Below are 24,776 nucleotides of genomic sequence, written 5' to 3'. Positions count from 1 at the left end.
CTCCCCACTGGGCGGGGGCATCAAGGCTAGCTTTGCGCCAAGGCCTGGCGGATATCGGCCTGCAGGTCGCCAAGATCTTCCAGGCCGGCGGACAAGCGTATCAGCCCGTCGCTGATATGGTGACGCTGCCGCTCTTCGGGGCTGTAGGCCGAGTGGGTCATGCTGGCGGGATGCTGCGCCAGCGATTCGCAATCCCCCAGGCTGACCGCGCGCAAGATCAAACGCAGCGCATTGAGGAAGCGAATGCCCGCCGCCATGCCGCCTTTGAGTTCAAACGCCAGCATGCCGCCCGGCCGCGCCATTTGCCGCTGCGCCAACTCATACTGGGGAAAATCCTCCAGCCCGGGATAATAGACACGTTCTACCGCCGAGTGCTGAGCCAGCATTTCCGCCAAACGCTGGGCGTTGTCGCAATGGCGTTCCATACGCAACGGCAGGGTTTTCAGCCCGCGCAGCAGCAATGCCGCATCCTGGGCAGACAGCACCGCACCGTTCATGTCTTTCAGCCCAACTAAACGGATGTCCTGCGCCAAATCCTGCCGCGTCACCACCAGTCCAGCCAACAGATCACCATGTCCCCCGATGTATTTGGTAGCGGAGTGCACCACTATATCGGCCCCCTGTTCCAGCGGCCGTTGCAGATACGGGGTGCAATAGGTGTTATCCACCAGCAACAGCGCCTGTTGGCGGTGAGCAATTTCGGCGACTGCGGCAATATCGACCAAACGCATATTCGGGTTGGCCGGCGTTTCGCAATACACCATGCGGGTCCGGGGGCCGATCGCCGCTGCCAGACGCTCCGGGCGGGTCAGGTCGACATGAGTGATTTTCACGCCGTAGCGCGCCAATCCGTGATGAAAATAACTGAAGGTGCAGCCGTAAATCGTCTCGTCAACGATCAGCTCGTCGCCCGGATTGAGCAGTGTCCAGCAGCAGGCGGTAATCGCGCCCATACCGGAGGAAAACGCCACCGCAGCTTCGCCCCCCTCCAGATTGGCTATCCGCTGTTCCAGCAGGTTGAGGGTCGGGTTGGCAATGCGTGAATAAAAATACCCCGGCTCAGTGCCTTCAAAGCAGGCACCGCCATATTCCGCCGTCGGGAACGTAAAGGTCGAGCTCATAAACACCGGGGGACAGAGCGCTCCCAGATACTGCTGGGGATCGTAACCGTGATGGATCGCGCGTGTTGCAAAGGCTTGCCTGAAGATGGCAGACATGACAACTCCTTAACTGAGTGAGTGAAAACAATGATGCTTAGTTCGTTCAAACATCCGTGGGCAGTGCGCTGCTGCGCATACGCTGACCAACGATTTGCAAAGTACGCAGCACCAGCATCAGGCCCAGTAAGGTATCCGGCTGCCGCAACAAGGCGTACAGCGCACGAAAATTGACGGGTGAGGGATCCAACTGCAACTCGGTATGCGCCATTTTCAGCGCCATTCCGCCCTCCCATCCCGCAGCCACCAGGCCCTCAAAGACGCCGGAGAGTTTTTCCACCAGCGCGTTATCGGCGATATCCACCAGGTCAGACAGCAGCGACAACAGATCGACCACGTTATCGAGCCGACCGCCGGCCAGCAGCGGCTGTAGCTTCTCCAGCAAAGCCGCCAGGGGTTCATGTTCAGATGCGTTCATAGGCCCTCCGTTAAATCAGCCCGCGTACCGTCGCCCAGTAGAGTCCGCGATTAAAACCGTTGCGCAACATGCCGCCGACTTTGGTTGAAGGCGTCGGCAACACATCGTTGCGGTAGTCGTAAACCAGCGGCATCCCGGCTTGCAGCCCCATTTGAGCAATGGCCTGCACCTTGCCGTCGTAGTGGCTAACGGTCTGGCCCAGCCTCAGTTCCGCCACGATATTGTCGGCAATCACCGGCGCCTGATTGTGGCAGGAGCCACCGGCCTTACTGACCGGCAAATCCACCGTATCGCCGATGACATAGACCCCTTGTTGGCCGTAGACCTGCAGCGTCTGATGGTCGGTCGGCAACCAGCCTTCGCCGTTATGCCCCTCGCTCAGCCCCGTGTTCCGCACTGCCTCTACCGCACGGATAGGTGGGGTAGCCATCAAAATATCGAACGGCTGCTGCTCACCTTCGGCGGAAAAAGCGATTTTCTGCTGCTCATCCACCCGGCTGAGAGTAAACCCGCGCTGATGGCGAATATCCCGCGCGGCGAAAATACCGGGCAAGGCCTCTGCGGTTGGACGCTGTAAAAACAGGCAGTTACGCAGCAACTGCGAAACACTGGGGTAGGTATAAACAATTTCAACCGCTTTACGCACTCCGCGTCGACGCAGGTAATCATCGAGCATCAGGGTGGTTTCTATCGGGGCAATACCGCACTGGTGCGGCACATTGGGCGTTTCGGGGAAGGAGACGGTGATAAAAATTCGGCCTTTTTCGATGCTCGACAGCTTTTGTGCCAGCTGGCGGGCGGCCTGATATTGGTAAAAATGATCGCCTGCCTGCGCCAACCCTTCGATACGCTCCGGCCAGGGCACGCAGCCGGTGGCAAACACCAGAAAATCATACGGGTACTGTTTGCCACTGCGGGTATGGATCACTCGCTGAGTTAAATCAAAGCGCTCCGCTTTATCGACAATAAACTGAATTTCCGGACGCAGCAGGCTTTGCTGTGAGCGGGTTAATTCCTGTTTGAAAAAAGCGTTAAAGGCAACGTACATAAAAGCGGGTTTATAATAATGAATCGGAGAATCCGAAATCATCAATAACTCAACTTTATTATTCAATATTTCCCGATGTAATTTCGTGGCCAGTAAATTGGCCAATATGGTCCCTCCGGTACCCCCACCGACTATCACAATCCTGTTTCGCATCAAGCCCTCACCCAGCCGAGTCACGGCTCGGCAATTTTTAGGGAAACGAATGGAGGCAGGAATACAGGCTTAATTCTTCTGCCTTACTGGCAGTCTAGTAACGAAAAAATATAAAGCAATAGAAAAGAGAATATATAAAATAGGAATTTTATTATTATAATTAATACATCAAGTTAAAAAACAGATAATACGATATTAGTTCAATAATAATAAATAACTCACTATCACTTATGTAAATAACCAGTGATAAAAAAACCCGCCGGAGCGGGTTTCATTTAGCAACGAACCAAACCGTTATTACTGACCTTTAACTTCTTTCAGGCCATTGAACGGAGCGCGTGCACCCAGCGCTTCTTCGATACGGATCAGTTGGTTGTATTTAGCAACGCGGTCAGAACGGCTCATAGAACCGGTTTTGATCTGGCCAGCCGCAGTACCCACAGCCAGGTCGGCGATGGTTGCGTCTTCGGTTTCACCTGAACGGTGAGAGATCACCGCGGTGTAGCCTGCGTCTTTCGCCATCTTGATAGCAGCCAGAGTTTCGGTCAGAGAACCGATCTGGTTGAATTTGATCAGGATGGAGTTAGCGATGCCTTTCTCGATACCTTCTTTCAGGATCTTGGTGTTGGTAACGAACAGGTCGTCGCCCACCAGCTGGATTTTGTCGCCCAGCACTTTGGTCTGGTATGCGAAACCATCCCAGTCAGATTCGTCCAGGCCGTCTTCGATAGACACGATTGGATATTGTTTGGTCAGCTCTTCCAGGAAGTGAGTGAACTCTTCGGAAGTGAAGGCTTTGTTGCCTTCGCCGGCCAGGACGTATTTACCGTCTTTGTAGAACTCGGAAGCCGCACAGTCCATCGCCAGGGTCACGTCTTTGCCCAGCTCGTAGCCTGCTGCTTTTACCGCTTCAGCGATAACAGCCAGGGCTTCGGCGTTGGAACCCAGGTTTGGTGCGTAGCCGCCTTCGTCACCTACAGCGGTGTTCAGGCCTTTGGCCTTCAGCACTTTCGCCAGGTGATGGAAAACTTCAGAACCGATGCGAACGGCTTCTTTCAGGGTTTTCGCGCCAACCGGCTGAATCATGAATTCCTGAATGTCGACGTTGTTGTCAGCGTGCTCGCCGCCGTTGATGATGTTCATCATAGGCAGTGGCATAGAGAATTTGCCTGGAGTGCCGTTCAGCTCAGCGATGTGCTCATACAGCGGCATACCTTTGGAAGCTGCAGCCGCTTTAGCCGCTGCCAGGGAAACCGCCAGAATGGCGTTAGCGCCGAACTGGGATTTGTTCTCAGTACCGTCCAGGTCGATCATGATCTTGTCGATGTTAGCCTGGTCTTTGGCATCTTTGCCCAATACTGCCTGAGCGATCGGGCCGTTTACTGCAGCAACGGCTTTCAGTACGCCTTTACCCAGGAAACGAGACTTGTCACCGTCACGCAGTTCCAGTGCTTCACGGGAACCGGTAGAAGCACCTGACGGCGCAGCAGCCAGACCTACGAAACCGCCTTCCAGATGCACTTCGGCTTCAACAGTCGGGTTACCGCGGGAGTCGATGATTTCACGACCGATGACTTTAACGATTTTGGACATTAGGTTTTCCTCAGTACAAGTTAAACTAAAACTCCAGACAAACAGCGCGCGGTTCTCACCGCGCGCCGTCTACCAAATATTTTATTTCACCTGGCGCTTCTGATACTCACCAGCGGCCTTCACAAAGCCGGCGAACAACGGATGACCATCACGCGGCGTCGAAGTAAATTCCGGGTGGAACTGACAAGCTACAAACCACGGGTGATTCGGCAGTTCGATAATCTCAACCAGCTTGTTGTCTGCGGAACGGCCGGCAACCAACAGCCCGGCGGCTTCAATTTGCTTCAACAGCATGTTGTTAACTTCATAACGGTGACGATGACGTTCAACAATGGTCGGTTCGCCGTACATCTGACGCACCAGGCTATTGTCGGTCAGGTGACATTGCTGGCCACCGACACGCATCGTGCCACCCAAATCGCTTTCTTCGGTACGGACTTCGACGTTGCCGTCTTCGTCACGCCATTCGGTGATCAATGCCACCACCGGGTACTTACAGTCTGGCACAAACTCGGTTGAGTTGGCGTTCTCCATACCCACAACGTTGCGGGCGAACTCCATCAGCGCCACCTGCATACCCAGGCAGATACCCAGATAAGGGATGTTGTTTTCACGCGCATAACGCGCGGTCATCACCTTGCCTTCTACGCCACGGTAGCCGAAGCCGCCTGGGATCAGGATCGCATCCAGACCTTTCAGCACTTCTACGCCGCGGGTTTCAACATCCTGCGAGTCGATCAGCTTGATGTTCACGGTCAGACGATTTTTCAGGCCGCCGTGTTTCAGCGCTTCAATTACCGACTTATAAGCATCCGGCAGTTCGACATATTTGCCGACCATACCGATAGTCACTTCGCCGCCCGGATTGGCTTCTTCGTAAATAACCTGCTCCCACTCGGCCAGGTTGGCTTCCGGCGCGTTGAGGCTGAATCGTTTACAAATATAATCATCAAGCCCCTGAGATTTCAATAGGCCTGGGATTTTATAAATAGAATCAACGTCTTTCAGGGAGATAACGGCTTTTTCCGGCACGTTACAGAAAAGTGCGATTTTCGCGCGTTCGTTAGCAGGAACTGTGCGATCGGAACGGCAAATCAGCACATCTGGCTGAATACCGATGGAAAGCAGTTCTTTTACGGAATGCTGAGTAGGTTTGGTTTTCACTTCACCGGCAGCGGCCATGTATGGCACCAGAGTCAGGTGCATGTACAGGGTGTGCTCGCGGCCCACTTCCACGGCCATCTGGCGGATGGCTTCCAGGAACGGCAGCGATTCGATATCGCCGACGGTACCGCCGATCTCAACCAACACCACGTCGTGGCCTTCGCCGCCTTCGAGGATGCGCTCTTTGATCGCGTTGGTGATGTGCGGGATGACCTGTACGGTTGCGCCCAGATAGTCGCCACGGCGTTCTTTACGCAGAACGTCGGAGTAAATGCGACCGGTGGTGAAGTTGTTGCGGCGCGACATTTTGGTGCGGATGTAGCGCTCGTAGTGACCCAAATCCAGATCGGTTTCTGCGCCGTCTTCGGTGACGAAAACTTCCCCATGCTGAATCGGGCTCATGGTGCCCGGATCCACGTTGATGTACGGGTCCAGTTTCATGATGGTAACGTTGAGGCCACGGGCTTCAAGAATAGCCGCCAGAGAGGCTGCGGCAATGCCTTTACCCAGAGAGGATACGACCCCGCCGGTCACAAAAATATAATTAGTTGTCATGCTGAACCTGAGAGTTTAGGTTTAAAGACGATGGAAGAACCAAGACGGGAAAGTAGTATACCCGAACCTCTCCTGACCTACAAACGATCGTTTTACTGTCCATCATCTCTGTCACCATCAAGGGTTCATCAGGGTTTACTCTATCGGCCTGCCAGAGCCTGTCTTTTTAAAACAATGAGTTAGCACAGAAAAATTTATTTTTCCGCCCTTTCGAGACAATAAAACGCCTTAGATTTCAGTTTGTTGGCGTTTTGCTGTCGGTAAGTCACGGTTCAGCAAACTATGACTCCGAGCTTAACCGTTTCAGCTTAGGTGAACCTTGTCGCCGATCAAGATTAAGCTACTGCGACAATCCTAGGACACCCGAGCGGCAGATTAGTTTTCCTGGCGCTTAACCTGCTGCCACGCCTCTTCCATCTGCTCCAGCGTTGCTTCGCCCATCTGCAGCCCACGCCGTTGGATAATCTCTTCCACCTGACGGAAACGGCGCTCGAACTTGCGGTTGGCTGCCTGCAACGCATTTTCTGCCTTATGGCCAAGATGGCGCGATAAATTCACCGTGGCGAACAGCAGATCGCCGATTTCCTCTTCCAGTTTCTGTTCGTCGACTACCGCCTGCTGCGCTTCATGCATCACTTCGTCAATCTCTTCGTACACCTTGTCCAGCACCGGGCCCAACGTATGCCAGTCAAAACCGACCGAAGCGCAGCGTTTCTGAATCTTGTGCGCTTTCATCAGCGCTGGCAGCGCCTGAGGAATGTCATCCAGCGCAGAATGCAGCGCTTTCTCTGCACGCTCACCGGCCTTCAACTGCTCCCAGCGGGCCGCAACGGCCTCGCTGTCCGCGGCATCGGCTTCCCCGAAAATGTGCGGATGACGGCGTTCCAGCTTGTCGCTGATGGCGTTACACACCTCGTCGAAGTCAAACAGCCCCTGCTCCTGGCCCATCTGGGCGTAGAACACCACCTGGAACAGCAGGTCCCCCAGTTCGTCACGCAGATCGCCGTAGTCCTGACGTTCGATAGCGTCCAGTACCTCGTAGGTTTCTTCCAACGTGTAAGGGGCGATGGTGGCGAAGGTTTGTTTGCGGTCCCATGGGCAACCGACCTGCGGATCGCGCAGCGTTTTCATGATGTTCAGCAAGCGGTGCAGTGGAGAAGATTGGGTCATAAGAAAGTCTCTGACAAAAGAATCGGCGCCGGTCATTAATGTAGCGGCGCAGCGTGCTGCGCCGGGGTCAATCGGGGCGAATAGGTTCGCCCACTACGATAACTGAAGCCACGGAGCCTGGCCAACAATGATGTGGCCCGAAAGACGCAGCTGATTTAGCTGCCGTGCAGGCGTTTGGCGTCTATCACGTCCGGCAGTTGATTGAGCTTGGCTAACACCCGGCCCAGTACCTGTTGGTTGTAGATTTCAATGTCCATATCGATGGTTGCCAGCTGTTTTTTGGTGTCGCTGCGGCTGGCGACGCCCAGCACGTTGACCTTTTCGTTGGCCAAAATGGTGGTGATGTCACGCAGCAGGCCGCTGCGATCGTTGGCCATCACGCGCACCACCAGCGAGTAACCGCTGGAATAGCTTTCGCCCCACACCGCATCCACGATACGTTCCGGCGCGTGCGATTGCAGATCCACCAGTTGGTCACAGTCCGCACGGTGAATGGAGATGCCGCGCCCCTGGGTGATAAAACCGATAATATCGTCGCCCGGGATCGGCTGGCAGCAACGGGCAATGTGGTGCATCAGGTTGCCTACCCCTTCCACCACCACCCGGCCGTTGTCCTTGCTGCGGGTTGCCGGCGGCGCTTTCTGCTGCACCAACTGCCGCAGCGCTTCGCGATCCTGCTCTTCGGCGCTCGGTTTGTTGAACTTGCCCTGCAGGAAATTCACCATCTGATTCAGGCGAATATCACCGCCGCCAATCGCCGCCAGTATTTCATCCAGCGAATTCATGTTGTAACGCGGGATCAGCAGCTTCTCGGCCTCTTTCAGGCTGATACCGAGGTGTTCCAGCTCGCTGTCCAGCATCTGGCGACCGGCAAGGATATTTTTATCGCGATCCTGCTTGCGGAACCAGTTGTGGATCTTGGAGCGTCCACGGCTGGTGGTGATATAACCGAGGTTCGGGTTCAGCCAGTCGCGGCTTGGGTTCGGCTGCTTCTGGGTGATGATTTCAATCTGGTCTCCCATCCGCAGCTGGTAGGTAAAGGGCACGATGCGGCCGCCAATTTTGGCACCGATGCAACGGTGGCCGACGTCGCTGTGAATATGGTAAGCGAAGTCGAGCGGCGTAGAGCCGGCTGGCAGATCCACCACGTCGCCTTTCGGGGTGAATACATAAACCCGATCGTCGAACACCTGGCTGCGAACCTCGTCGAGCATCTCGCCGGAGTCCGCCATCTCTTCCTGCCAGGCGATCAGTTTGCGCAGCCAGGCGATACGTTCCTCGTAGCCTGAGCGAACCGTCGCAACCGCACCCTCTTTGTATTTCCAGTGCGCGGCGACACCCAGTTCTGCATCTTCATGCATCTGCCGGGTGCGGATCTGAATTTCCAGCGTTTTCCCGCGCGGCCCCAGTACTACGGTGTGGATCGACTGATAACCGTTGGGTTTCGGGTTGGCGACGTAGTCGTCGAACTCATCCGGCAGATGGCGGAAGTGGGTATGCACAATCCCCAGCGCGGCATAGCAGTCCTGCAAGCGTTCGACCACCACGCGTACCGCGCGCACGTCAAACAGCTCATCAAACGCCAACGCCTTCTTCTGCATCTTGCGCCAGATGCTGTAAATGTGTTTTGGACGACCGTAGATGTCCGCCTTGACGCCTTCATCGACCATCGCATTACGCAGCGAGGCGACGAAATCGTCAATAAACTGTTCGCGATCGATGCGGCGTTCGTGCAGCAGCTTGGCGATACGCTTGTACTCGTCCGGATGCAGGTAGCGGAAGCAGAAATCTTCCAGCTCCCATTTGAGCTGCCCGATACCCAGACGGTTAGCCAGCGGCGCATAGATATTCGAACACTCTTTTGCCGCCAGCACGCGCTCGTCTTCCGGCGCATCTTTCACTTCGCGCAGGTGAGCGATACGCTCCGCCAGCTTGATGACCACGCAGCGGAAATCCTCCACCATCGCCAACAGCATGCGGCGCACGTTGTCGACCTGTTCGGAGGCCATCGAATCGTTTTGAGTGGCTTTCAGTTGGCGGATGGCGTCCATATCGCGTACGCCATGCACCAGATAGGTAATGCCCTTGCCGAACTCTTCGGTCAGGGTTTCTTCCTGCACGATGCCGGCGTCCACCAGCGGGAACAGCAGCGCGGCGCGCATGCTGTCGTTATCCATGCTCAGAGTAGAGAGGATCTCGACCATTTCCAGCCCGCGCCACAGCAACAGCGGCGCATTAGGATGGTTCTGGGTCTGCTGCTCACAGTAACGCCAGGTTGCGGCTAATCGCTCACATGACTGCGGGTTAGGTAGCCCCAAGCTGGCAATCCACTCGTCGAGAGCAAATTCACCAGCCGTGTTCAGATGTGCACTTCTTACCGCAACCATACCCTCTCCCTACTTTGCAGCGACCTCTGGCGCAGAACCGTTAATAAACAGCGCCATTGACTCAAGATGCCCCGTATGCGGAAACATATCCAACATCCGCACACGTGCAAGACGATAACCGGCGCTCAGCAGCACTTTGCTGTCGCGTGCCAGCGTGGTCGGGTTACAGGAAACATAAACCACCCGCTCTGGCGCCAGTTTAACAATATGTGACATCACTCCGGCCGCGCCCGCACGGGCAGGGTCCAGCATCACTTTATCAAATCCTTGTGCTGCCCAAGGTTGTTGCTCAACGTCCTCTTCCAGATTTTCATGGAAGAAGCTGGCGTTATTCAGCCTATTCTTATGTGCATTATATTGCCCATTCGCTACCAGTGTGGCAACACCTTCTATGCCTACCACCGCAGCGGCGCGTCGCGCCAACGGCAGGGTAAAATTGCCCATACCGCAGAACAGATCCAATACCCGATCATTGGGTTGAATACTGAGCCATTCAAGGGCCTGGGCCACCATTTGCTGATTTACGTGGTCATTTACCTGAATAAAGTCACGCGGACTGAAGTCTAAGCGTAGCCCGTCGACCTGATAATACGGCGTTTCACCGCACAGTTTTTCGAGGCTATCGCTGTCCGGCGCCAAATAAATGGTTACGTTTTTTGTCCGCGCAAAAGCCTGCAAGGCCTGGCGGTCATCCTCTTTCAAGGCGTCGAGATGGCGCAGAACCAGTACCGGGCCATTATCTGCCAGCACCAGTTCGACATGCCCGAGTCGTCTGGCGACCTGCAATGCGCTCAGGCAAGATCGCAACGGCGTCAGTAATTGTTCCAGTTCAGGATGCAGCACCGGGCATTGCGTCACCGGCACCAGATCGCTGGACGCCGCCTGGCGAAAGCCCATCACCAGACGCTGCTGTTTGGGCTGCCACAACAGCCCGAGACGGGCGCGACGGCGATAGCCGTATTGTGGACCCGCGATCACCGGCTCCTGCTGCGGCGTAACGCCGGTTTCGCGAGCGATCATTCGCACCAGGGCCGCCGCCTTGCTCTGCTGCTGCAGGCTTTCATCCGCGTGTTGCTGCTGGCAACCGCCGCACACGCCAAAGTGTGGGCAGCGCGGTTCGACACGTTGCGGGCTGCGGCTGAGCAGGCGCTTTAACCTGCCTTTGGCAAACTTGTTTTTTTCTTCCGTGAGTTGGACTTCCGCCTGCTCGCCCGGCAATACCCCGGGGACGAAAATCGCTTTGCCGTTGTGGTGCGCCACGCCCTGACCAAAGGGATCGAGGTTGTCTACCGTCAGTGTTAGCACGGGAGAATTTTGCCGGGTCGTCACGCGACGTTTCGGAGAGTAGAATTGCGCCATATTTGTCGATTGAGTGCTGGTTCATTTAAAGTAGAGATTGTCCGGCAATTCTCCCACATTGGAAACCCATGACCAAATACAGCCTGCGGGCGCGCATGATGATCCTGATTCTGGCCCCAACGCTGTTGATTGGTCTGTTGCTCAGCACTTTCTTCGTAGTGCATCGCTACAATGAATTGCAAGAACAACTGGTTGACGCCGGCGCCAGCATTATCGAACCGTTGGCAGTGGCCAGCGAGTACGGCATGACGTTCCGCAGCCGCGAGTCGGTCAGGCAGTTGGTCAGTCTGTTACACCGCCGTCATTCAGATATTGTGCGTTCAATTACGGTATTTGATGCGCAGAATAATCTGTTTGTCACCTCCAATTACCATCACAACTTTACCCAATTGCAGTTGCCGAAGGGGGTTCCGATCCCCACGGATCTGATGCTGACCCGGCGCGGTGACTCGCTGATCCTGCGCACCCCGATCCTGGCGGAGAGCCAGTACCCGGACCAGGCTGCCAGCAGCGATCTCCAGCAGGACAACCGCCTGGGTTATGTGGCAATCGAGCTGGATCTGCAGTCGGTTCGCCTGCAGCAATACAAAGAGGTCTTCGTTTCCACCCTGCTGCTGCTGTTGTGCATGTGTATCGCCATTCTGTTCGCTTACCGTCTGATGCGCGACGTCACCGGCCCGATCCGCAATATGGTCAATACCGTCGATCGCATCCGCCGCGGTCAGCTCGACAGCCGCGTCGAAGGCTTTATGCTGGGCGAACTGCATATGCTGAAGAACGGCATCAACTCAATGGCGATGTCGCTCACGGCCTACCATGAAGAGATGCAGCAGAACATCGATCAGGCGACCTCCGACCTGCGCGAAACCCTGGAGCAAATGGAGATCCAGAACGTCGAGCTGGATCTGGCGAAAAAACGCGCCCAGGAAGCGGCCCGCATCAAATCCGAATTCCTGGCGAACATGTCGCACGAGCTGCGTACTCCGCTCAACGGCGTGATTGGCTTTACCCGTCAGATGCTGAAAACCGAAATGAGCGTCACCCAAACCGACTACCTGCAAACCATCGAGCGCTCGGCCAACAACTTGCTGACCATCATCAACGACGTGCTGGACTTCTCCAAACTGGAGGCCGGCAAGCTGGTGCTGGAGCATATTCCGTTCTCGCTGCGTGAAACCCTCGACGAGGTCATTGTGCTGTTGGCACCGAGCGCCCACGAAAAAGGGCTGGAGCTGACGCTGGACGTGCACAACGACGTTCCAGAGCAGGTGATCGGCGATTCGCTGCGGCTACAGCAGATCATTACCAACCTGCTGGGCAACGCAATCAAGTTTACCGAAACCGGCAACATCGATATCCGTGTCGAACTGCGCGGCCTGCAAGACCGCCAGATTGAGCTGGAAGTACAAATCCACGACACCGGCATCGGCATCTCCGAACGACAACAGTCACAGCTGTTCCAGGCGTTTCGTCAGGCGGACGCCAGTATTTCACGCCGTCACGGCGGCACCGGCCTGGGGCTGGTGATCACCCAGAAGCTGGTGAAAGAAATGGGCGGCGATATCTGCTTCCACAGCCAGTTGAATCGCGGCTCGACCTTCTGGTTCCACATCACGCTCGATCTGCACGAAGGCATGCTGTCGCTGCCGCCAAGCCTGCCGGATCTGCAAGGCAAGACGTTGGGGTATATCGAAGCCAACCCGATGGCAGCACAGGCGACGCTCAATATGCTGAACGTCACCCAACTGGTGATTACCCATTCACCTACGCTGGCCCAACTGCCGAAGAAACATTACGATTTCCTGCTGGTGGGTGTGCCAATCCCCTTCCGCGACAATATGGCCCAGCACGAAAGCAAGCTGCTGGCGGCTTTGAAAGTCGCCGACCGGGTGATTCTGGCGCTGCCTTGCCAGTCGCAAATCAACGCCGAAATGCTTAAACAACAGGGCGCCGCCGGTTGCCTGATCAAGCCAATCACCAGTAATCGCCTGTTCCCGCTGCTGCGCATGGAAACGCCGCCGCGCATCACTGCGCTGCCGGAACGTAAACGCCTGCCGCTAACGGTGATGGCGGTTGACGATAATCCGGCCAACCTGAAACTGATCGGCACCCTGCTGGCCGAACAGGTGGAAAAGACCCTGCTGTGTGAAAGCGGAGAAGAAGCGCTGCTGCTGGCGCGCGATAACGTGCTGGATTTGATCCTGATGGATATCCAGATGCCCAATATTGACGGTATTCGAACCAGCGAGCTGATCCGCCAACTGCCGCACCACAATTCAACGCCGATCGTCGCCGTCACCGCCCATGCGGTCAGCGGCGAACGCGAACATTTGCTGCAGGCAGGCATGGACGACTATCTGGCCAAACCGATTGACGAAGCCATGCTGACCCGCGTGTTGGCCCGCTATCACAGCGGCGAACCCGACCCGGTAACGCCGGCACCCGTTTCCGTTAATGAACCGCCGTTGTCGCTCGACTGGGCCCTGGCGCTGCGTCAGGCGGCCAACAAGCCCGATCTGGCCCGTGACCTATTGCAGATGCTGCTCGACTTCCTGCCACAGGTTAGCGAACGCGTGCAAGCGATGCTCGACGGCACGCCGGACGCCGACATTCTGGATTTGATCCACAAACTGCACGGCAGTTGCAGCTACAGCGGCGTACCGCGTCTGAAACAGCTGTGTTTCTACATTGAACAGCAGCTGCGTCGGGGTGTAAGCAGCGATGATTTGGAGCCGGAATGGCTGGAGCTGCTAGATGAGATTGAGCTGGTCTGCCAAGCCGCGCGCGCTCATTTGGCCTGAAGTAACAGGCAATAAAAAGGCACGCCGTAGCGTGCCTTTTTGGTAAAAACCTGTGGGTCATTACTGCATCAACAGGTACAGGCTGGTGTCGCCACGCAGGATATTCAGCGCCAGCACCGAAGGTTTGCTGTCGAGGATCTTGCGCAGTTCACCCAGGTTCTGGATCGGCTGTTGGTTAACGCCCAGGATCACGTCACCTTTTTTCAGCCCAATACGGGCGGCAGCGCTGCCGGCTTTAACGCTATCTACCTTCACGCCTTTCTGGTTGCCGACCTGGCCATTGCTCAGTTCGGCACCTTCAATACCGGTGTAAATATTACCGGACTCAACCTGAGTCTGGGCGCTTTGTTCCAGCGTAACGTCCACGGTAACAGGCTTGCCGTCGCGCAGAATGCCCAGCGACATTTTGCTGCCTACCGGCAGAGTACCGATTTCCGCGCGGAACGAAGCAAAGCTGGAAATCGCTTTACCGTTCATGGTGACAATCACGTCACCGGCCTTGATACCCGCTTTGGCGGCAGAAGACTTCGGCATCACCTGGCTGACGAATGCCCCGCGCTGCGCGTCCACTTTCATCGCTTTCGCCAGTTCAGAGTTCAGTTCGGTACCCATAATGCCCAATTCACCGCGTTTGACCTGACCGTACTCGACCATTTGCGCGGTCAGGTTTTTCACCATGTTGCTCGGAATAGCAAAACCGATACCGATGTTGCCACCGTCCGGCGCCAGGATCGCGGTGTTAATGCCGATCAGTTCGCCGTTAAGGTTCACCAAGGCGCCACCAGAGTTACCGCGGTTAATCGCCGCATCGGTCTGGATAAAGTTCTCGTAGTTCTCGATATTTAACCCACTGCGACCCAGTGCAGAAACGATACCGGAAGTGGCTGTTTCACCCAGTCCATAGGGGTTGCCGATCGCGACGGTGTAATCACCGACTCGCAGTTGCTCGGAGTCCGCCATCTTGATCGCCGTCAGGTTCTTAAAGTCTTTCAGTTGGATTAACGCAATATCGGAACGCGGATCCTTGCCGATCACCTTGGCGTCAAATTTGCGACCGTCGCTCAGTTGAACCTGGATTTTGTTGGCGTTATCCACCACGTGGTTGTTGGTGACGACGTAGCCCTTGGCCGCGTCAATCACTACCCCGGCGCCCAGCGCCTGGAATTTTTGCTGCGTGCCCTGATCAGGCGCCCCCGGTTCAGCGCCAGCGCCGCCCTGGCACATCGGCGAGCCCTGGAATGGCGAACCATCCTGGCAGAACGGTGAATCCTCACCAAAGAACTGTTGGAACTGCTGCGGCATTTTCGGCGTATTGACCGTGGTGCTGCCTTCAACATTAATGCTCACCACGGAAGGCATCACTTTTTCCAGCATCGGTGCCAGGCTTGGCAATTGCTGGGTGCTGGAAGACGCGGTTTCTGCGGCGACGGCCGTCATCGGGCCCATCGCCATACCAATACTGAATGCCAATGCGCTCAGAACTAATGCGGTTTTTTTCATCTGTGTGTCTCTTCTAAAGTCGATCAGAAAGTATTAGGGTCTTTGTGCATAGTGAGAGCCTATTAATAACCCGAAGTTCCGGCGCAGATTATTGGTAATAGTAAACAAATATTGTCCGTCTTTACAAAACTCCAAATAAGCTCTCGGCGCCAAGCAAACTGCTTAAAATAATATTTATTAGCGGATTGAATTATTCCGCTGCCATTAATCTGCGGTATTCGTCATAGGCATAAAGATCGGTCATGCCGCTGATATAATCCTGCAGCAAACGCGCACGGAAATAATACTCCCGGATCGCCAATTGCTCCGGCGACAGGTGCTGCAAACCTTCAATCGCTTCGATATACGCCAGGCGATGTTTAGTCGAAAGCTTGTGAAACAGGCGTGTTTCTATCGGATAAGCACGATGGCTGTCTTCCTGCACCAGCCGGGTAAAATCCGCCAAAGACATTGCCAGCAACGGGCTGTAGATATCCAGCAGGCCGCTGATCACCCGGTAGCCCTGCAGCTCCAACTGTTCGACTTCAGGATGGTTGAAGACGTGTTTGAAGGCCACATTCTTGAATATTTTCAGCAGTTGGTAAGCCGGGCTGGAATCTTCCAACAGCGCCTGATTAAAGTTTCCCTGGAAAACCGCATCCAGATTATCAATAAAACGCTGCGCCGCATGCGGGACCAAACGCGCCACGGTGAAAACTCGTAAATACATGAAGAATTGATCTTCGGTGCTGCGACGTGCGCCCCCGCGATCGATCTTGCGAAAAGCACTGGCCACGGTTTTATCAAACAGATCGCCCGGCGTAACCTCACCCCACTCCTGAGTTAAATGCTGGTAAAGCTGTTCGACGGTGAAAATGTTTTTTTCCACCGCGTCTTCCAAATCCGCCACGCAGTACGAAATATCATCAGCGGCTTCCATAATATAGGTCAGAGGGAAACGGTCGAACTCGCCCATATTCAACTCACGCCGCAACCGATCGACAAATGCCTCTTCCGCCAGATAAAAGCCCGGTTTTTTCATCAGGTAGTTGTGGCTGGCTGGAATATCGCTGGCCCAGTAGGCCGGGCGAGTATATTTCAGGATACAGCCCACCTGTGCATAGGTCAGATTAAGCTTCAGCAGGGTATACACCAGCCGGATGGCCTGGGCATTCCCTTCGAAGTGGCTGAGATCGTGACGAATGCGGCTGCGCAGGCGGTTAAGATCGCTCTCACCTTCGTGCAGACGCAATACGCTGACCTGGCAGCGATCGTTACTGGCGGGCTCACTGCCGCAGCTGGCAGGATCCAGCCGTTGCGCAAACCAGTCGTTAATTGCCGACTCGCCAAAATGGCCAAAAGGCGGATTACCGATGTCGTGCATCAGGCAGGCCATTTCGACAATGCTTTCAAAAGGATCGAGCAGTTTGGTCAGGCCGAGCTCGTCGATCCGCCCTTCCTGTTTGAAACGATTAAGGATCTCTTTGGCGATATGCCGCCCTACCTGTTGCACTTCCATGGAGTGCGTCAGGCGGCTGCGCACCGCGGCATTGCGTTCGAGCGGGAACACCTGGGTTTTTTGCTGCAGACGGCGAATGGCGGCGGAATTGACAATACGCCCGCGATCGCTCTCGAACTGCCGCACTATGTCGTATTCTTCTTCGGCTTCAATGGGGTTGCTGAAGGGCCGTTGGAAGCTGATTTTCTGCTTAAAGTCGATCCCGGACATCTGTTTCTCCGCCGTTGCGCCCAGCCCCCGTGATAACAATTCCCGACGGCATATGCAACGCATTATCTCTCTATGAGAGCCATGATAGACTATGGCGCAATTCCCACACCCAATCAGCGAGTGTTATTTATGAAAGTAGGCATCATCGGCGCAATGGAGCAGGAAGTCACCCTGCTGCGCGATCAAATCGAAAACCGTCAGACCATTCAACGCGCGGGCTGTGAAATCTATACCGGCCAGATCGGCGGCGTTGACGTGGCGTTGCTGAAGTCCGGCATCGGTAAGGTTTCTGCGGCCATGGGGACCACCCTGCTGCTGGAACACTGCAAGCCGGACGTGGTGATCAACACCGGTTCTGCCGGTGGCCTGGCCAGCACGCTGAAGGTCGGCGATATCGTGGTGTCCGAAGAAGTGCGTTATCACGATGCCGACGTGACCGCTTTCGGTTACGAACCAGGCCAAATGGCCGGCTGCCCGGCGGCGTTTGTCGCGGACGACGCGCTGATTGCCCTGGCGGAAAGCTGCATCAAGCAACTGGATCTGAACGCCGTACGCGGCCTGATCTGCAGCGGCGATGCCTTCATTAACGGCGCAGAGCCTTTGGCCCGCATTCGCGCTACTTTCCCGAGCGTGGCGGCAGTAGAAATGGAAGCGGCGGCCGTGGGCCACGTTTGCCACCTGTTCGGCACCCCGTTTGTCGTGGTACGCGCAATCTCTGACGTTGCCGACAGTGAATCGCACATGAGCTTCGACGAGTTCCTGGTGGTGGCCGCTCAGCAATCCACGCTGATGGTTAACGCCATGCTGCAGACCCTGGCTAAGCGCGGTTAATGTGACGCGACGCTTTTCAGCCCTGTTGTGGCTGCTGGCATTATGGGTGGCGCTGCCTGTCGGCGCTGCCCAGCGCGTGATCAGCCTGGCACCCAATACCACCGAACTTGCCTATGCCGCCGGCATGGGCGACACGCTGCTGGCGGTGAGCGCCTATTCAGATTATCCGCCAGCAGCCAAGAAACTCGAGCAGGTCGCCTCCTGGCAAGGCATCAATCTGGAGCGGGTACTGGCGCTAAAACCGGATCTGATCCTCGCCTGGCGCGGTGGCAATCCGCAGCGAGTGCTGGATCAGCTCGCCGCATTCGGCATTCCGATTTTCTATGCCGACGCCACTACTCTGGATGATATCCCCCGCTCGCTGGATCAACTGGCCCAATACAGTCCGCATCCTGAACAGGCGCATCAGGCCGCAGAGGCTCTTCGTCAGCAAATTGCCGACCTGAAAACCAAATATCCTCACACTCAGCCAAGACGGATCCTGCTGCAATTCGGCACCCAGCCCCTGTTCACCACTTCCGGTGCCACCCTGCAAAGCCAGGTGTTGTCGCTGTGCGGTGCGGAAAACATCTTTGCCGACAGCCGCATGCCGTGGCCGCAAATCAGCCGTGAGCAGGTGTTGGCGCGTCAGCCCCAGGCCATCGTTATTACCGGTGATCAAAAAGAGATCGCCAGCGTGAAGGCCTTCTGGGCGCCGCAACTGCAGGTACCGGTGATTGCGCTCAATGGCGACTGGTTCAACCGCGCTGGCCCCCGCATCATGCTGGCTGCGCAACAGCTGTGCAGCCAACTGGCGGAGATCCATTAATGCTGGTGTTTTGGCTGGATATCCTGGGCACGGCAGTTTTCGCCATTTCCGGCGTATTGCTGGCGGGCAAGCTGCGGATGGATCCCTTTGGCGTGCTGGTGCTTGGCGTGGTCACTGCGGTCGGTGGCGGCACCATTCGCGACATGGCATTGGCTAACGGGCCGGTATTTTGGGTAAAGGATCCAACCGATCTGGTGGTGGCGATGATCACCTGCGTACTGACGCTGCTGCTGGTGCGCCAGCCGCGCCGCCTGCCTAAATGGATCTTGCCGGTGCTGGATGCCGTCGGGCTGGCGGTGTTCGTCGGCATCGGGGTAAACAAAGCCTTTGCCGCCGATGCCAGCCCATTAGTGGCAATCTGTATGGGCGTGATCACCGGCGTTGGCGGCGGCATTATCCGCGATGTGCTGGCGCGTGAAATCCCCATGATCCTGCGAACCGAAATTTACGCTACTGCCTGTATTATCGGCGGCATCGTACATGCCACGGCCTTCGCCACTTTCGGTATGCCGCTGCAGCAGGCGATGATGCTTGGCATGGTCATCACGTTAGCCATCAGGCTGGCGGCCATTCGCTGGCACCTGAAACTGCCCGCATTTATCCTCGAGCGCTAATCCCACTCCGCCCGATCCCGGGCGGAGTCTTATCACGTCCCCACTCCCTAGAGCAGAATATTCGACCAATTAATAAACAAATGTTATTATCTGCATCTGAAAAAATCAGGGAAAACAATGTAATAAACTTTTTAAGTTCAAGTTAACCATTCTCCCGCCCTGTTAAATTTTATTAACTTTTTGCCGATAAGCCATTATGTGATTGCTTACGGATGGCTTTGTCCTAATGATGAAAAATATTATCTTATTGTTCAGCGTACTGCTGTGCAGCTCTCTCGCTTACGCCGGTACCACCAGCGGCAAAATCGGCGTCAGCCTGACCTTAATGCCTATGTGCAGCGTAGATGTCAGCGACACAGTCCCTCAGGTGAAATGCGGCAATGCGACCGACACCCAACCTAAGGTAACCCGTAGCAGGTTACAAAACGAAAGCGGCAGTGAAACCTATCGAGAATTGGTCACCGTAGAATGGTAGCCATAAAAAAACCCGCAAACCGGTGAGATTGGCGGGTTTAGTACTGCAGCACGCAGGATCAGACGCTGAAGGAAGATCCACAGCCGCAGGTGGTTTTGGCGTTCGGGTTAGTCACCACGAAGCGCGAGCCTTCCAGGCCTTCGGTATAGTCGACCGAGCCGCCCACCAGATACTGCAGGCTCATCGGGTCAACCACCAGCGCGACGCCCTGCTTCTCGATAGTCATATCACCATCGTTGACCTTGTCGTCAAAAGTGAAGCCGTATTGGAATCCGCTGCAACCGCCACCGGTAATGTAAACCCGCAACTTCAGATTCGGATTTTCTTCATCAGCAATCAGGACTTTAACCTTGCTTGCTGCTGCCTCGGTAAATTGCAGGGGCAGTGCTGTTTCATCACTCATACTCTTTACTCCCAACATTGTTCTGCATCAGGTCGCTACAATGGCGGCCGGATTAATGTTAATGATTATCCAATACCTGAGTGTTGCGTTCAAGTATTCACCGCATTTGTTGTATTTTCTTTACCTGTTTTATCGGCCGCCTCGCTGGCCTGCGACGCTTCCTGCCGTTGTAAGGTGCGGGCTAATATGGAGGAATACAACGGCTTGCCCCCGAGGAACTGCGCCACCAGCGTAGCACCCAGACAGGTAATTATCATTGGCAGGATGAGCTGGTAATTGTCGGTCATCTCCAGCACCAGCACGATCCCGGTCAACGGCGCACGCACCGTGGCAGCAAACAGGGCGCCCATGCCGGCAATAGCGAAGGTGCCAGCTTCGATGCCGTACTCGGGGAACAAATGCCCGCCGGCCAGGCCAAAAGCGGTGCCAAACAGCGTGCCCAACGCCAGCATTGGCGCAAAAATGCCGCCCGGTGCCCCGGAACCGAAACACAACAGTGTGGTGATCACTCGGGTGATAAAAATAAACATCAGCATGCCGACGCTATAGTTGCCCGCTGCGGCGATCGGGATCAGGCCAAAACCACCGCCAGCGGCTTCGGGCTGGATCAGCCCCAGAATGCCGCAAATACCGCCGAGCAAACCGCCCATCAACAAAATTTTGCGCATTTTTCCGCCGTGCAGGCGAGCGAACATATCTTGCGTGCGGAAGACCAACGCGTTGAACATCACCCCCACCGCACCAAATATCGCCCCCAGCACCAAATACAGCCAAAGGGTATTGATCGGCGCCGAGGAAAGCTTGCCCACCGCAATCACCGAACCTTCCCCGTTGAACAGCTGGAACACCACGCTCGACATGATGACGCCGATAAACACCGCTTTAATCGAAATCAGGTTGTAGCGGAACTGCGGCCGCATCTCTTCAATGATAAACAAAATGCCCGCCAGCGGGGCGTTAAAGGCCGCAGACAGGCCGGCGGCTGCACCGGTTGCCAACAAAGAATGGCGCGCTTCGGCACCGCGCATGCGGAAGATATCCAGCACCATGCGCCCGACGTTGCCGCCCATCTGCACCGTAGGCCCTTCGCGGCCCAGTACCATACCCGCGCCCAAGGTGCCCATACCGCCGATAAATTTTACCGGGATCACCCGCCACCAACGCACCGGACGCAGCTCTTCCAATGCCCCTTCGATCTCCGGTATGCCCGATCCCCCAGCCTCAGGAGCAAAGCGACGTACTAGGTAATATCCCAACATCGCCAGCGCGGCGGAAAGAATAAAGGCCAGCGGCCAAACCAGGATCCAATAATCGGCGACCTGCGCCAGCGCGGAAAAGCGCTGCTGCTGCACCCAATCTACCGCCTTATCAAAGGCCACCCCGAGCAGCCCCGCTAGGGTGCCCACCAGCGCCGCCATAAACAGGATCGCCACCGGCGTTTTATCCCGACGTAAAAGCTGGCGCACTGCGTCACTGCGTTTTAGACGTGGGGCCTGCGCCACCCGCGGCTGTTGCTGTAATTCAGTCATAATGGGTTATTCATTAATGGAATTAAATGTAATACAAATAGGCTAGTTGATTATTCTAACCCACCCGCTAATCGATCGCCCCTCTAAATAGGTATCTGACTGTGATCGTTTCATATCGACGAACACTTCACTAGAATAGCGCGGTCAAATCATTCAAAAGAGAATCCAGGAGCCGTTCTATGAGCTTAAACAGCAAGTCCGAAAGTCTGTATGCCGAGGCAAAACAGGTAATCCCAGGCGGGGTTAACTCTCCGGTGCGTGCATTCAACGGCGTTGGCGGTGTGCCGCTGTTTATCGAACGGGCGGACGGGGCTTACCTGTTCGACGTCGACGGCAAAGGTTATATCGACTACGTCGGTTCCTGGGGCCCGATGGTGCTGGGACACAACCACCCGGCGATCCGCAATGCGGTCATTGAAGCGGCGCAGCGCGGCCTGAGCTTTGGCGCGCCGACCGAGATGGAAGTTAAAATGGCGGAGCTGGTTACCGAACTGGTGCCGACCATGGACATGGTGCGGATGGTGAACTCGGGAACCGAAGCCACCATGAGCGCCATCCGTCTGGCGCGCGGTTACACCAACCGCGACAAAATCATCAAATTTGAAGGCTGCTACCACGGCCACGCCGACTGCCTGCTGGTCAAAGCCGGCTCCGGCGCGCTGACCCTGGGCCAGCCTAACTCCCCGGGCGTACCGGCCGATTTCGCCAAGCATACCCTGACCTGTACCTTTAACGATCTGGATTCGGTGCAGGCTGCATTTGAACAATATCCTTCCGAGATCGCCTGCATCATCGTCGAGCCGGTCGCCGGCAACATGAACTGCGTGCCGCCGCTGCCGGAGTTCCTGCCGGGCCTGCGTGCACTGTGCGACAAGTACGGTGCGCTGTTGATTATCGACGAAGTCATGACCGGCTTCCGCGTGGCGCTGGCCGGGGCTCAGGCTCATTATGGCGTGGTGCCGGACCTGACCTGTTTGGGTAAAATCATCGGCGGCGGCATGCCTGTCGGTGCCTTTGGGGGCCGTCGTGAAGTGATGGAAGCGCTGGCACCAACCGGGCCGGTCTATCAGGCGGGCACCCTGTCAGGCAACCCGATTGCGATGGCGGCCGGCTACGCCTGTCTGACCGAAGTCTCTCAGGTCGGTATCCACCAGACCCTGACCGAACTGACCGATATGCTGGCGTCTGGCCTGCTGCACGCGGCTGAAGAAGAAAACATCGCGCTGGTGGTTAACCACGTTGGCGGGATGTTTGGCCTGTTCTTTACCGATGCACCGGCAGTGACCTGCTACCAGGACGTGATGCAGTGCGACGTAGAACGCTTTAAGCGCTTCTTCCACCTGATGCTGGAGGAAGGGGTGTATCTGGCGCCTTCTGCCTTTGAGGCCGGCTTTATGTCCGTTGCGCACAGCAAGGAAGACATTCAGCGCACCATCGATGCCGCACGTCGCTGCTTCGCCAAACTGTAAGACGCATCAAGCCAATAAAAACGGGCGCCAGGCGCCCGTTTTTATTTCCATCGTGACCCCCGCTGTGGCTTTAGAGCAAGGCTCCGTAAATGGTCAGCAGCGCCACCACCACCACGATAATCATCGTCACCTTACGCGCCAGGCTGACCGCTGCCCTTGGCGTCTGCACCGGATCCATATGGGGATCGCGCGCCAGTGAAAACTGCGCCAACCGCGTCAGCACCTGATACGACGAAGAGTGACGATCGCCCAGCGACGCAAACCACGCCGGTAACGCTCTTTCACCGTGACCAAACAACGCGTAAGCCACGCCGGCCAGACGCACCGGGATCCAGTCCAGCCAGTTCAGCAGATGATCGATGCCTGACTGCGAACGCTCCAGCGGCGTGTTATGGCGTGCCAACCAGGTCTGGTAAGCGCGCAGGAAAGAGTAGCCTGCCAGCGCAATCGGCCCGTAAGGCCCGCAGACCACAAACCAAAACAGCGGCGCCAGATAATAACGGAAGTTAATCCACAGCAGCGCATTTTGCAGTTCACGCAAGCGCAACTCTTCGCTGCAATCCACCGGCAAACCGTGGATCAACGCCAGTTCTTCCGCCATTTGATCGCTGGCATGGGCATCCCCCTGCCGAGCGGCCTTCAGATAGGCCCGATAGTGTTTACGCTTGATCCCTGCGCCGACACACAGCAAATCAATGACGATCCACAGCAACAGCGTCACTACGCCGAAAAACAGTCCCTGGGACAGCCACAAAATCCCTGCCACCACCACCATCCAGGCCAGCGTCATCAGCAGCGTTTGCGCCAGTGAAAACCGATGCAGCCGTTGAAATACCACCTCAAGGCGATGATCCAACTGCCAATGCTCACCCAGCTTGAATAAACGTTCCCACGCCAGAACCAGTAACAGCGTAAACAGCGTCATTAGCGACTCCTCTCCCTTTCGATTGTTCCAAGCATAGCGTCATCTGGCCCGCCAGGTTGTTCCAGAGATGCCAGATATAAATCCCAATCAAACGCCGGGCCGGGATCGGTTTTACGGCCTGGGGCAATGTCACTGTGCCCGGTGATATGCGCCGCCAACGTCGGATAATGCCGGATCAGCAGCGCGGTCACCGCGTTCAGACTTTGGTATTGCTGCGGCGTGAACGCCACATGATCGGTACCTTCCAGTTCAATGCCGATCGAAAAATCGTTACAGCGCTCTCGTCCCTGATACGACGAAACGCCCGCGTGCCAGGCTCGTCGGTCAAAGGGCACATACTGAATGATTTCACCGTCGCGACGGATCAGGCAGTGCGCCGAAACGCGTAGTTGATGAATATCAGAAAAATAGGGGTGATCCGCAGGATCAAGAGTACCGGTAAACAGCCGATCGATATAGGGGCCGCCGAACTCGCCGGGCGGCAGGCTGATATTGTGGATCACCAGCAGCGAAGGCGCCTCCTCATTCGGGCGAAGATCGCAATGCGGCGAGACAACCCGGGTTACCCCGACAATCCAGCCTTGTTCTAACTGCATCAGACACCTCTGGGCGGTGGTACTTGTCACGGCAACAGAGTAGCATGTTCCCC

General features: G+C 56.0%; 20 protein-coding genes. 6 read left to right on the top strand and 14 right to left on the bottom strand.

Features of this window, described 5'->3' with window-relative positions:
* Nucleotides 1-26 precede the first annotated feature (26 nt).
* From NR114_RS19500 to rlmD, 8 genes are all read right to left on the bottom strand, one after another.
* Entirely contained in the window at nucleotides 27-1,217 is a 1,191-nt protein-coding gene (locus NR114_RS19500; RefSeq protein ID WP_020825245.1) for a methionine gamma-lyase, read from the bottom strand.
* A 46-nt stretch (nucleotides 1,218-1,263) separates the two neighbouring features.
* Nucleotides 1,264-1,635 (bottom strand): hypothetical protein, encoded by a 372-nt coding sequence (locus NR114_RS19495; protein ID WP_020825244.1) that lies wholly within the window; start codon nucleotides 1,633-1,635, stop codon nucleotides 1,264-1,266.
* Between the two features lie 10 nt (nucleotides 1,636-1,645).
* Nucleotides 1,646-2,836 (bottom strand): FAD/NAD(P)-binding oxidoreductase, encoded by a 1,191-nt coding sequence (locus NR114_RS19490; protein WP_048762943.1) that lies wholly within the window; start codon nucleotides 2,834-2,836, stop codon nucleotides 1,646-1,648.
* Between the two features lie 297 nt (nucleotides 2,837-3,133).
* Complete coding sequence (gene eno / locus NR114_RS19485; RefSeq protein WP_020825242.1) at nucleotides 3,134-4,429, bottom strand: phosphopyruvate hydratase; 1,296 nt, start codon at nucleotides 4,427-4,429, stop codon at nucleotides 3,134-3,136.
* A gap of 81 nt (nucleotides 4,430-4,510) precedes the next feature.
* Complete coding sequence (pyrG, locus tag NR114_RS19480) at nucleotides 4,511-6,148, bottom strand: glutamine hydrolyzing CTP synthase (RefSeq protein WP_020825241.1); 1,638 nt, start codon at nucleotides 6,146-6,148, stop codon at nucleotides 4,511-4,513.
* A 375-nt stretch (nucleotides 6,149-6,523) separates the two neighbouring features.
* Nucleotides 6,524-7,318 (bottom strand): nucleoside triphosphate pyrophosphohydrolase, encoded by a 795-nt coding sequence (gene mazG, locus NR114_RS19475; protein WP_115061103.1) that lies wholly within the window; start codon nucleotides 7,316-7,318, stop codon nucleotides 6,524-6,526.
* Nucleotides 7,319-7,473: 155 nt separating this feature from the next.
* Complete coding sequence (relA, locus tag NR114_RS19470) at nucleotides 7,474-9,705, bottom strand: GTP diphosphokinase (RefSeq protein WP_020825239.1); 2,232 nt, start codon at nucleotides 9,703-9,705, stop codon at nucleotides 7,474-7,476.
* 9 nt (nucleotides 9,706-9,714) lie between these two features.
* Nucleotides 9,715-11,064 (bottom strand): 23S rRNA (uracil(1939)-C(5))-methyltransferase RlmD, encoded by a 1,350-nt coding sequence (rlmD, locus tag NR114_RS19465; RefSeq protein ID WP_122077214.1) that lies wholly within the window; start codon nucleotides 11,062-11,064, stop codon nucleotides 9,715-9,717.
* Between the two features lie 68 nt (nucleotides 11,065-11,132).
* Here rlmD and barA point away from each other — a divergent pair, with 68 nt between their 5' ends.
* Nucleotides 11,133-13,865, top strand: a complete 2,733-nt coding sequence (gene barA / locus NR114_RS19460) for a two-component sensor histidine kinase BarA (RefSeq protein WP_174573745.1) — start codon at nucleotides 11,133-11,135, stop codon at nucleotides 13,863-13,865.
* A gap of 60 nt (nucleotides 13,866-13,925) precedes the next feature.
* On the opposite strand, the gene degP is transcribed toward barA, so the two are convergent.
* Nucleotides 13,926-15,365, bottom strand: coding sequence for a serine endoprotease DegP (gene degP / locus NR114_RS19455; RefSeq protein ID WP_020825236.1), 1,440 nt, complete (start codon nucleotides 15,363-15,365; stop codon nucleotides 13,926-13,928).
* A gap of 190 nt (nucleotides 15,366-15,555) precedes the next feature.
* Nucleotides 15,556-17,073, bottom strand: coding sequence for a dGTPase (gene dgt / locus NR114_RS19450; protein ID WP_129941530.1), 1,518 nt, complete (start codon nucleotides 17,071-17,073; stop codon nucleotides 15,556-15,558).
* 129 nt (nucleotides 17,074-17,202) lie between these two features.
* Here dgt and mtnN point away from each other — a divergent pair, with 129 nt between their 5' ends.
* The 4 genes from mtnN (at nucleotide 17,203) to NR114_RS19430 (ending at nucleotide 19,801) form a co-directional block, all read left to right on the top strand.
* Nucleotides 17,203-17,904, top strand: a complete 702-nt coding sequence (gene mtnN / locus NR114_RS19445) for a 5'-methylthioadenosine/S-adenosylhomocysteine nucleosidase (RefSeq protein ID WP_020825234.1) — start codon at nucleotides 17,203-17,205, stop codon at nucleotides 17,902-17,904.
* Nucleotide 17,905: 1 nt separating this feature from the next.
* Nucleotides 17,906-18,712: a vitamin B12 ABC transporter substrate-binding protein BtuF gene (gene btuF, locus NR114_RS19440; RefSeq protein ID WP_234529150.1), complete on the top strand. Its 807-nt coding sequence runs from the start codon at nucleotides 17,906-17,908 to the stop codon at nucleotides 18,710-18,712.
* Nucleotides 18,712-19,326, top strand: coding sequence for a TRIC cation channel family protein (locus NR114_RS19435; RefSeq protein ID WP_020825232.1), 615 nt, complete (start codon nucleotides 18,712-18,714; stop codon nucleotides 19,324-19,326). Before btuF ends, NR114_RS19435 begins: the two co-directional genes overlap by 1 nt.
* Nucleotides 19,327-19,552: 226 nt before the next feature.
* Complete coding sequence (locus tag NR114_RS19430; protein WP_130016187.1) at nucleotides 19,553-19,801, top strand: hypothetical protein; 249 nt, start codon at nucleotides 19,553-19,555, stop codon at nucleotides 19,799-19,801.
* A gap of 58 nt (nucleotides 19,802-19,859) precedes the next feature.
* Here the strand turns inward: NR114_RS19430 and erpA are convergent, their stop codons facing one another.
* Together erpA and clcA are read right to left on the bottom strand one after the other, a co-directional pair.
* Entirely contained in the window at nucleotides 19,860-20,204 is a 345-nt protein-coding gene (erpA, locus tag NR114_RS19425; protein ID WP_004950184.1) for an iron-sulfur cluster insertion protein ErpA, read from the bottom strand.
* Between the two features lie 89 nt (nucleotides 20,205-20,293).
* On the bottom strand, nucleotides 20,294-21,733 hold the full coding sequence (clcA, locus tag NR114_RS19420) for a H(+)/Cl(-) exchange transporter ClcA (RefSeq protein WP_048762936.1): 1,440 nt from the start codon (nucleotides 21,731-21,733) through the stop codon (nucleotides 20,294-20,296).
* A gap of 179 nt (nucleotides 21,734-21,912) precedes the next feature.
* Between clcA and hemL the strand changes: the two genes are divergently transcribed.
* Nucleotides 21,913-23,202: a glutamate-1-semialdehyde 2,1-aminomutase gene (hemL, locus tag NR114_RS19415; protein ID WP_020825229.1), complete on the top strand. Its 1,290-nt coding sequence runs from the start codon at nucleotides 21,913-21,915 to the stop codon at nucleotides 23,200-23,202.
* Between the two features lie 70 nt (nucleotides 23,203-23,272).
* On the opposite strand, the gene ampE is transcribed toward hemL, so the two are convergent.
* Both ampE and ampD read right to left on the bottom strand, forming a co-directional pair.
* On the bottom strand, nucleotides 23,273-24,127 hold the full coding sequence (gene ampE, locus NR114_RS19410) for a beta-lactamase regulator AmpE (protein ID WP_020825228.1): 855 nt from the start codon (nucleotides 24,125-24,127) through the stop codon (nucleotides 23,273-23,275).
* Nucleotides 24,127-24,723: a 1,6-anhydro-N-acetylmuramyl-L-alanine amidase AmpD gene (gene ampD / locus NR114_RS19405; RefSeq protein WP_129983318.1), complete on the bottom strand. Its 597-nt coding sequence runs from the start codon at nucleotides 24,721-24,723 to the stop codon at nucleotides 24,127-24,129. The genes ampE and ampD overlap by 1 nt, the downstream gene beginning before the upstream one ends.
* Nucleotides 24,724-24,776: the final 53 nt, after the last annotated feature.

It is taken from the genome of Serratia sp. Ser99 (genome assembly GCF_024519545.1).
Taxonomy (GTDB): Bacteria; Pseudomonadota; Gammaproteobacteria; order Enterobacterales; family Enterobacteriaceae; genus Serratia; species Serratia liquefaciens.
This window is presented reverse-complemented; position numbering and strand designations above follow the sequence as displayed.

What these genes read in the sequence shown, in the direction of transcription:
- barA (WP_174573745.1), top strand. Translation starts at nt 11,133, where the DNA reads ATGACCAAATACAGCCTGCGGGCGCGCATGATGATCCTGATTCTGGCC.
- NR114_RS19435 (WP_020825232.1), top strand. Translation starts at nt 18,712, where the DNA reads ATGCTGGTGTTTTGGCTGGATATCCTGGGCACGGCAGTTTTCGCCATT.
- NR114_RS19500 (WP_020825245.1), bottom strand. Translation starts at nt 1,217, where the DNA reads ATGTCTGCCATCTTCAGGCAAGCCTTTGCAACACGCGCGATCCATCAC.
- rlmD (WP_122077214.1), bottom strand. Translation starts at nt 11,064, where the DNA reads ATGGCGCAATTCTACTCTCCGAAACGTCGCGTGACGACCCGGCAAAAT.
- degP (WP_020825236.1), bottom strand. Translation starts at nt 15,365, where the DNA reads ATGAAAAAAACCGCATTAGTTCTGAGCGCATTGGCATTCAGTATTGGT.
- eno (WP_020825242.1), bottom strand. Translation starts at nt 4,429, where the DNA reads ATGTCCAAAATCGTTAAAGTCATCGGTCGTGAAATCATCGACTCCCGC.
- pyrG (WP_020825241.1), bottom strand. Translation starts at nt 6,148, where the DNA reads ATGACAACTAATTATATTTTTGTGACCGGCGGGGTCGTATCCTCTCTG.
- erpA (WP_004950184.1), bottom strand. Translation starts at nt 20,204, where the DNA reads ATGAGTGATGAAACAGCACTGCCCCTGCAATTTACCGAGGCAGCAGCA.
- NR114_RS19490 (WP_048762943.1), bottom strand. Translation starts at nt 2,836, where the DNA reads ATGCGAAACAGGATTGTGATAGTCGGTGGGGGTACCGGAGGGACCATA.
- ampE (WP_020825228.1), bottom strand. Translation starts at nt 24,127, where the DNA reads ATGACGCTGTTTACGCTGTTACTGGTTCTGGCGTGGGAACGTTTATTC.
- clcA (WP_048762936.1), bottom strand. Translation starts at nt 21,733, where the DNA reads ATGACTGAATTACAGCAACAGCCGCGGGTGGCGCAGGCCCCACGTCTA.
- ampD (WP_129983318.1), bottom strand. Translation starts at nt 24,723, where the DNA reads ATGCAGTTAGAACAAGGCTGGATTGTCGGGGTAACCCGGGTTGTCTCG.
- mazG (WP_115061103.1), bottom strand. Translation starts at nt 7,318, where the DNA reads ATGACCCAATCTTCTCCACTGCACCGCTTGCTGAACATCATGAAAACG.
- NR114_RS19495 (WP_020825244.1), bottom strand. Translation starts at nt 1,635, where the DNA reads ATGAACGCATCTGAACATGAACCCCTGGCGGCTTTGCTGGAGAAGCTA.
- relA (WP_020825239.1), bottom strand. Translation starts at nt 9,705, where the DNA reads ATGGTTGCGGTAAGAAGTGCACATCTGAACACGGCTGGTGAATTTGCT.
- mtnN (WP_020825234.1), top strand. Translation starts at nt 17,203, where the DNA reads ATGAAAGTAGGCATCATCGGCGCAATGGAGCAGGAAGTCACCCTGCTG.
- NR114_RS19430 (WP_130016187.1), top strand. Translation starts at nt 19,553, where the DNA reads ATGATGAAAAATATTATCTTATTGTTCAGCGTACTGCTGTGCAGCTCT.
- dgt (WP_129941530.1), bottom strand. Translation starts at nt 17,073, where the DNA reads ATGTCCGGGATCGACTTTAAGCAGAAAATCAGCTTCCAACGGCCCTTC.
- hemL (WP_020825229.1), top strand. Translation starts at nt 21,913, where the DNA reads ATGAGCTTAAACAGCAAGTCCGAAAGTCTGTATGCCGAGGCAAAACAG.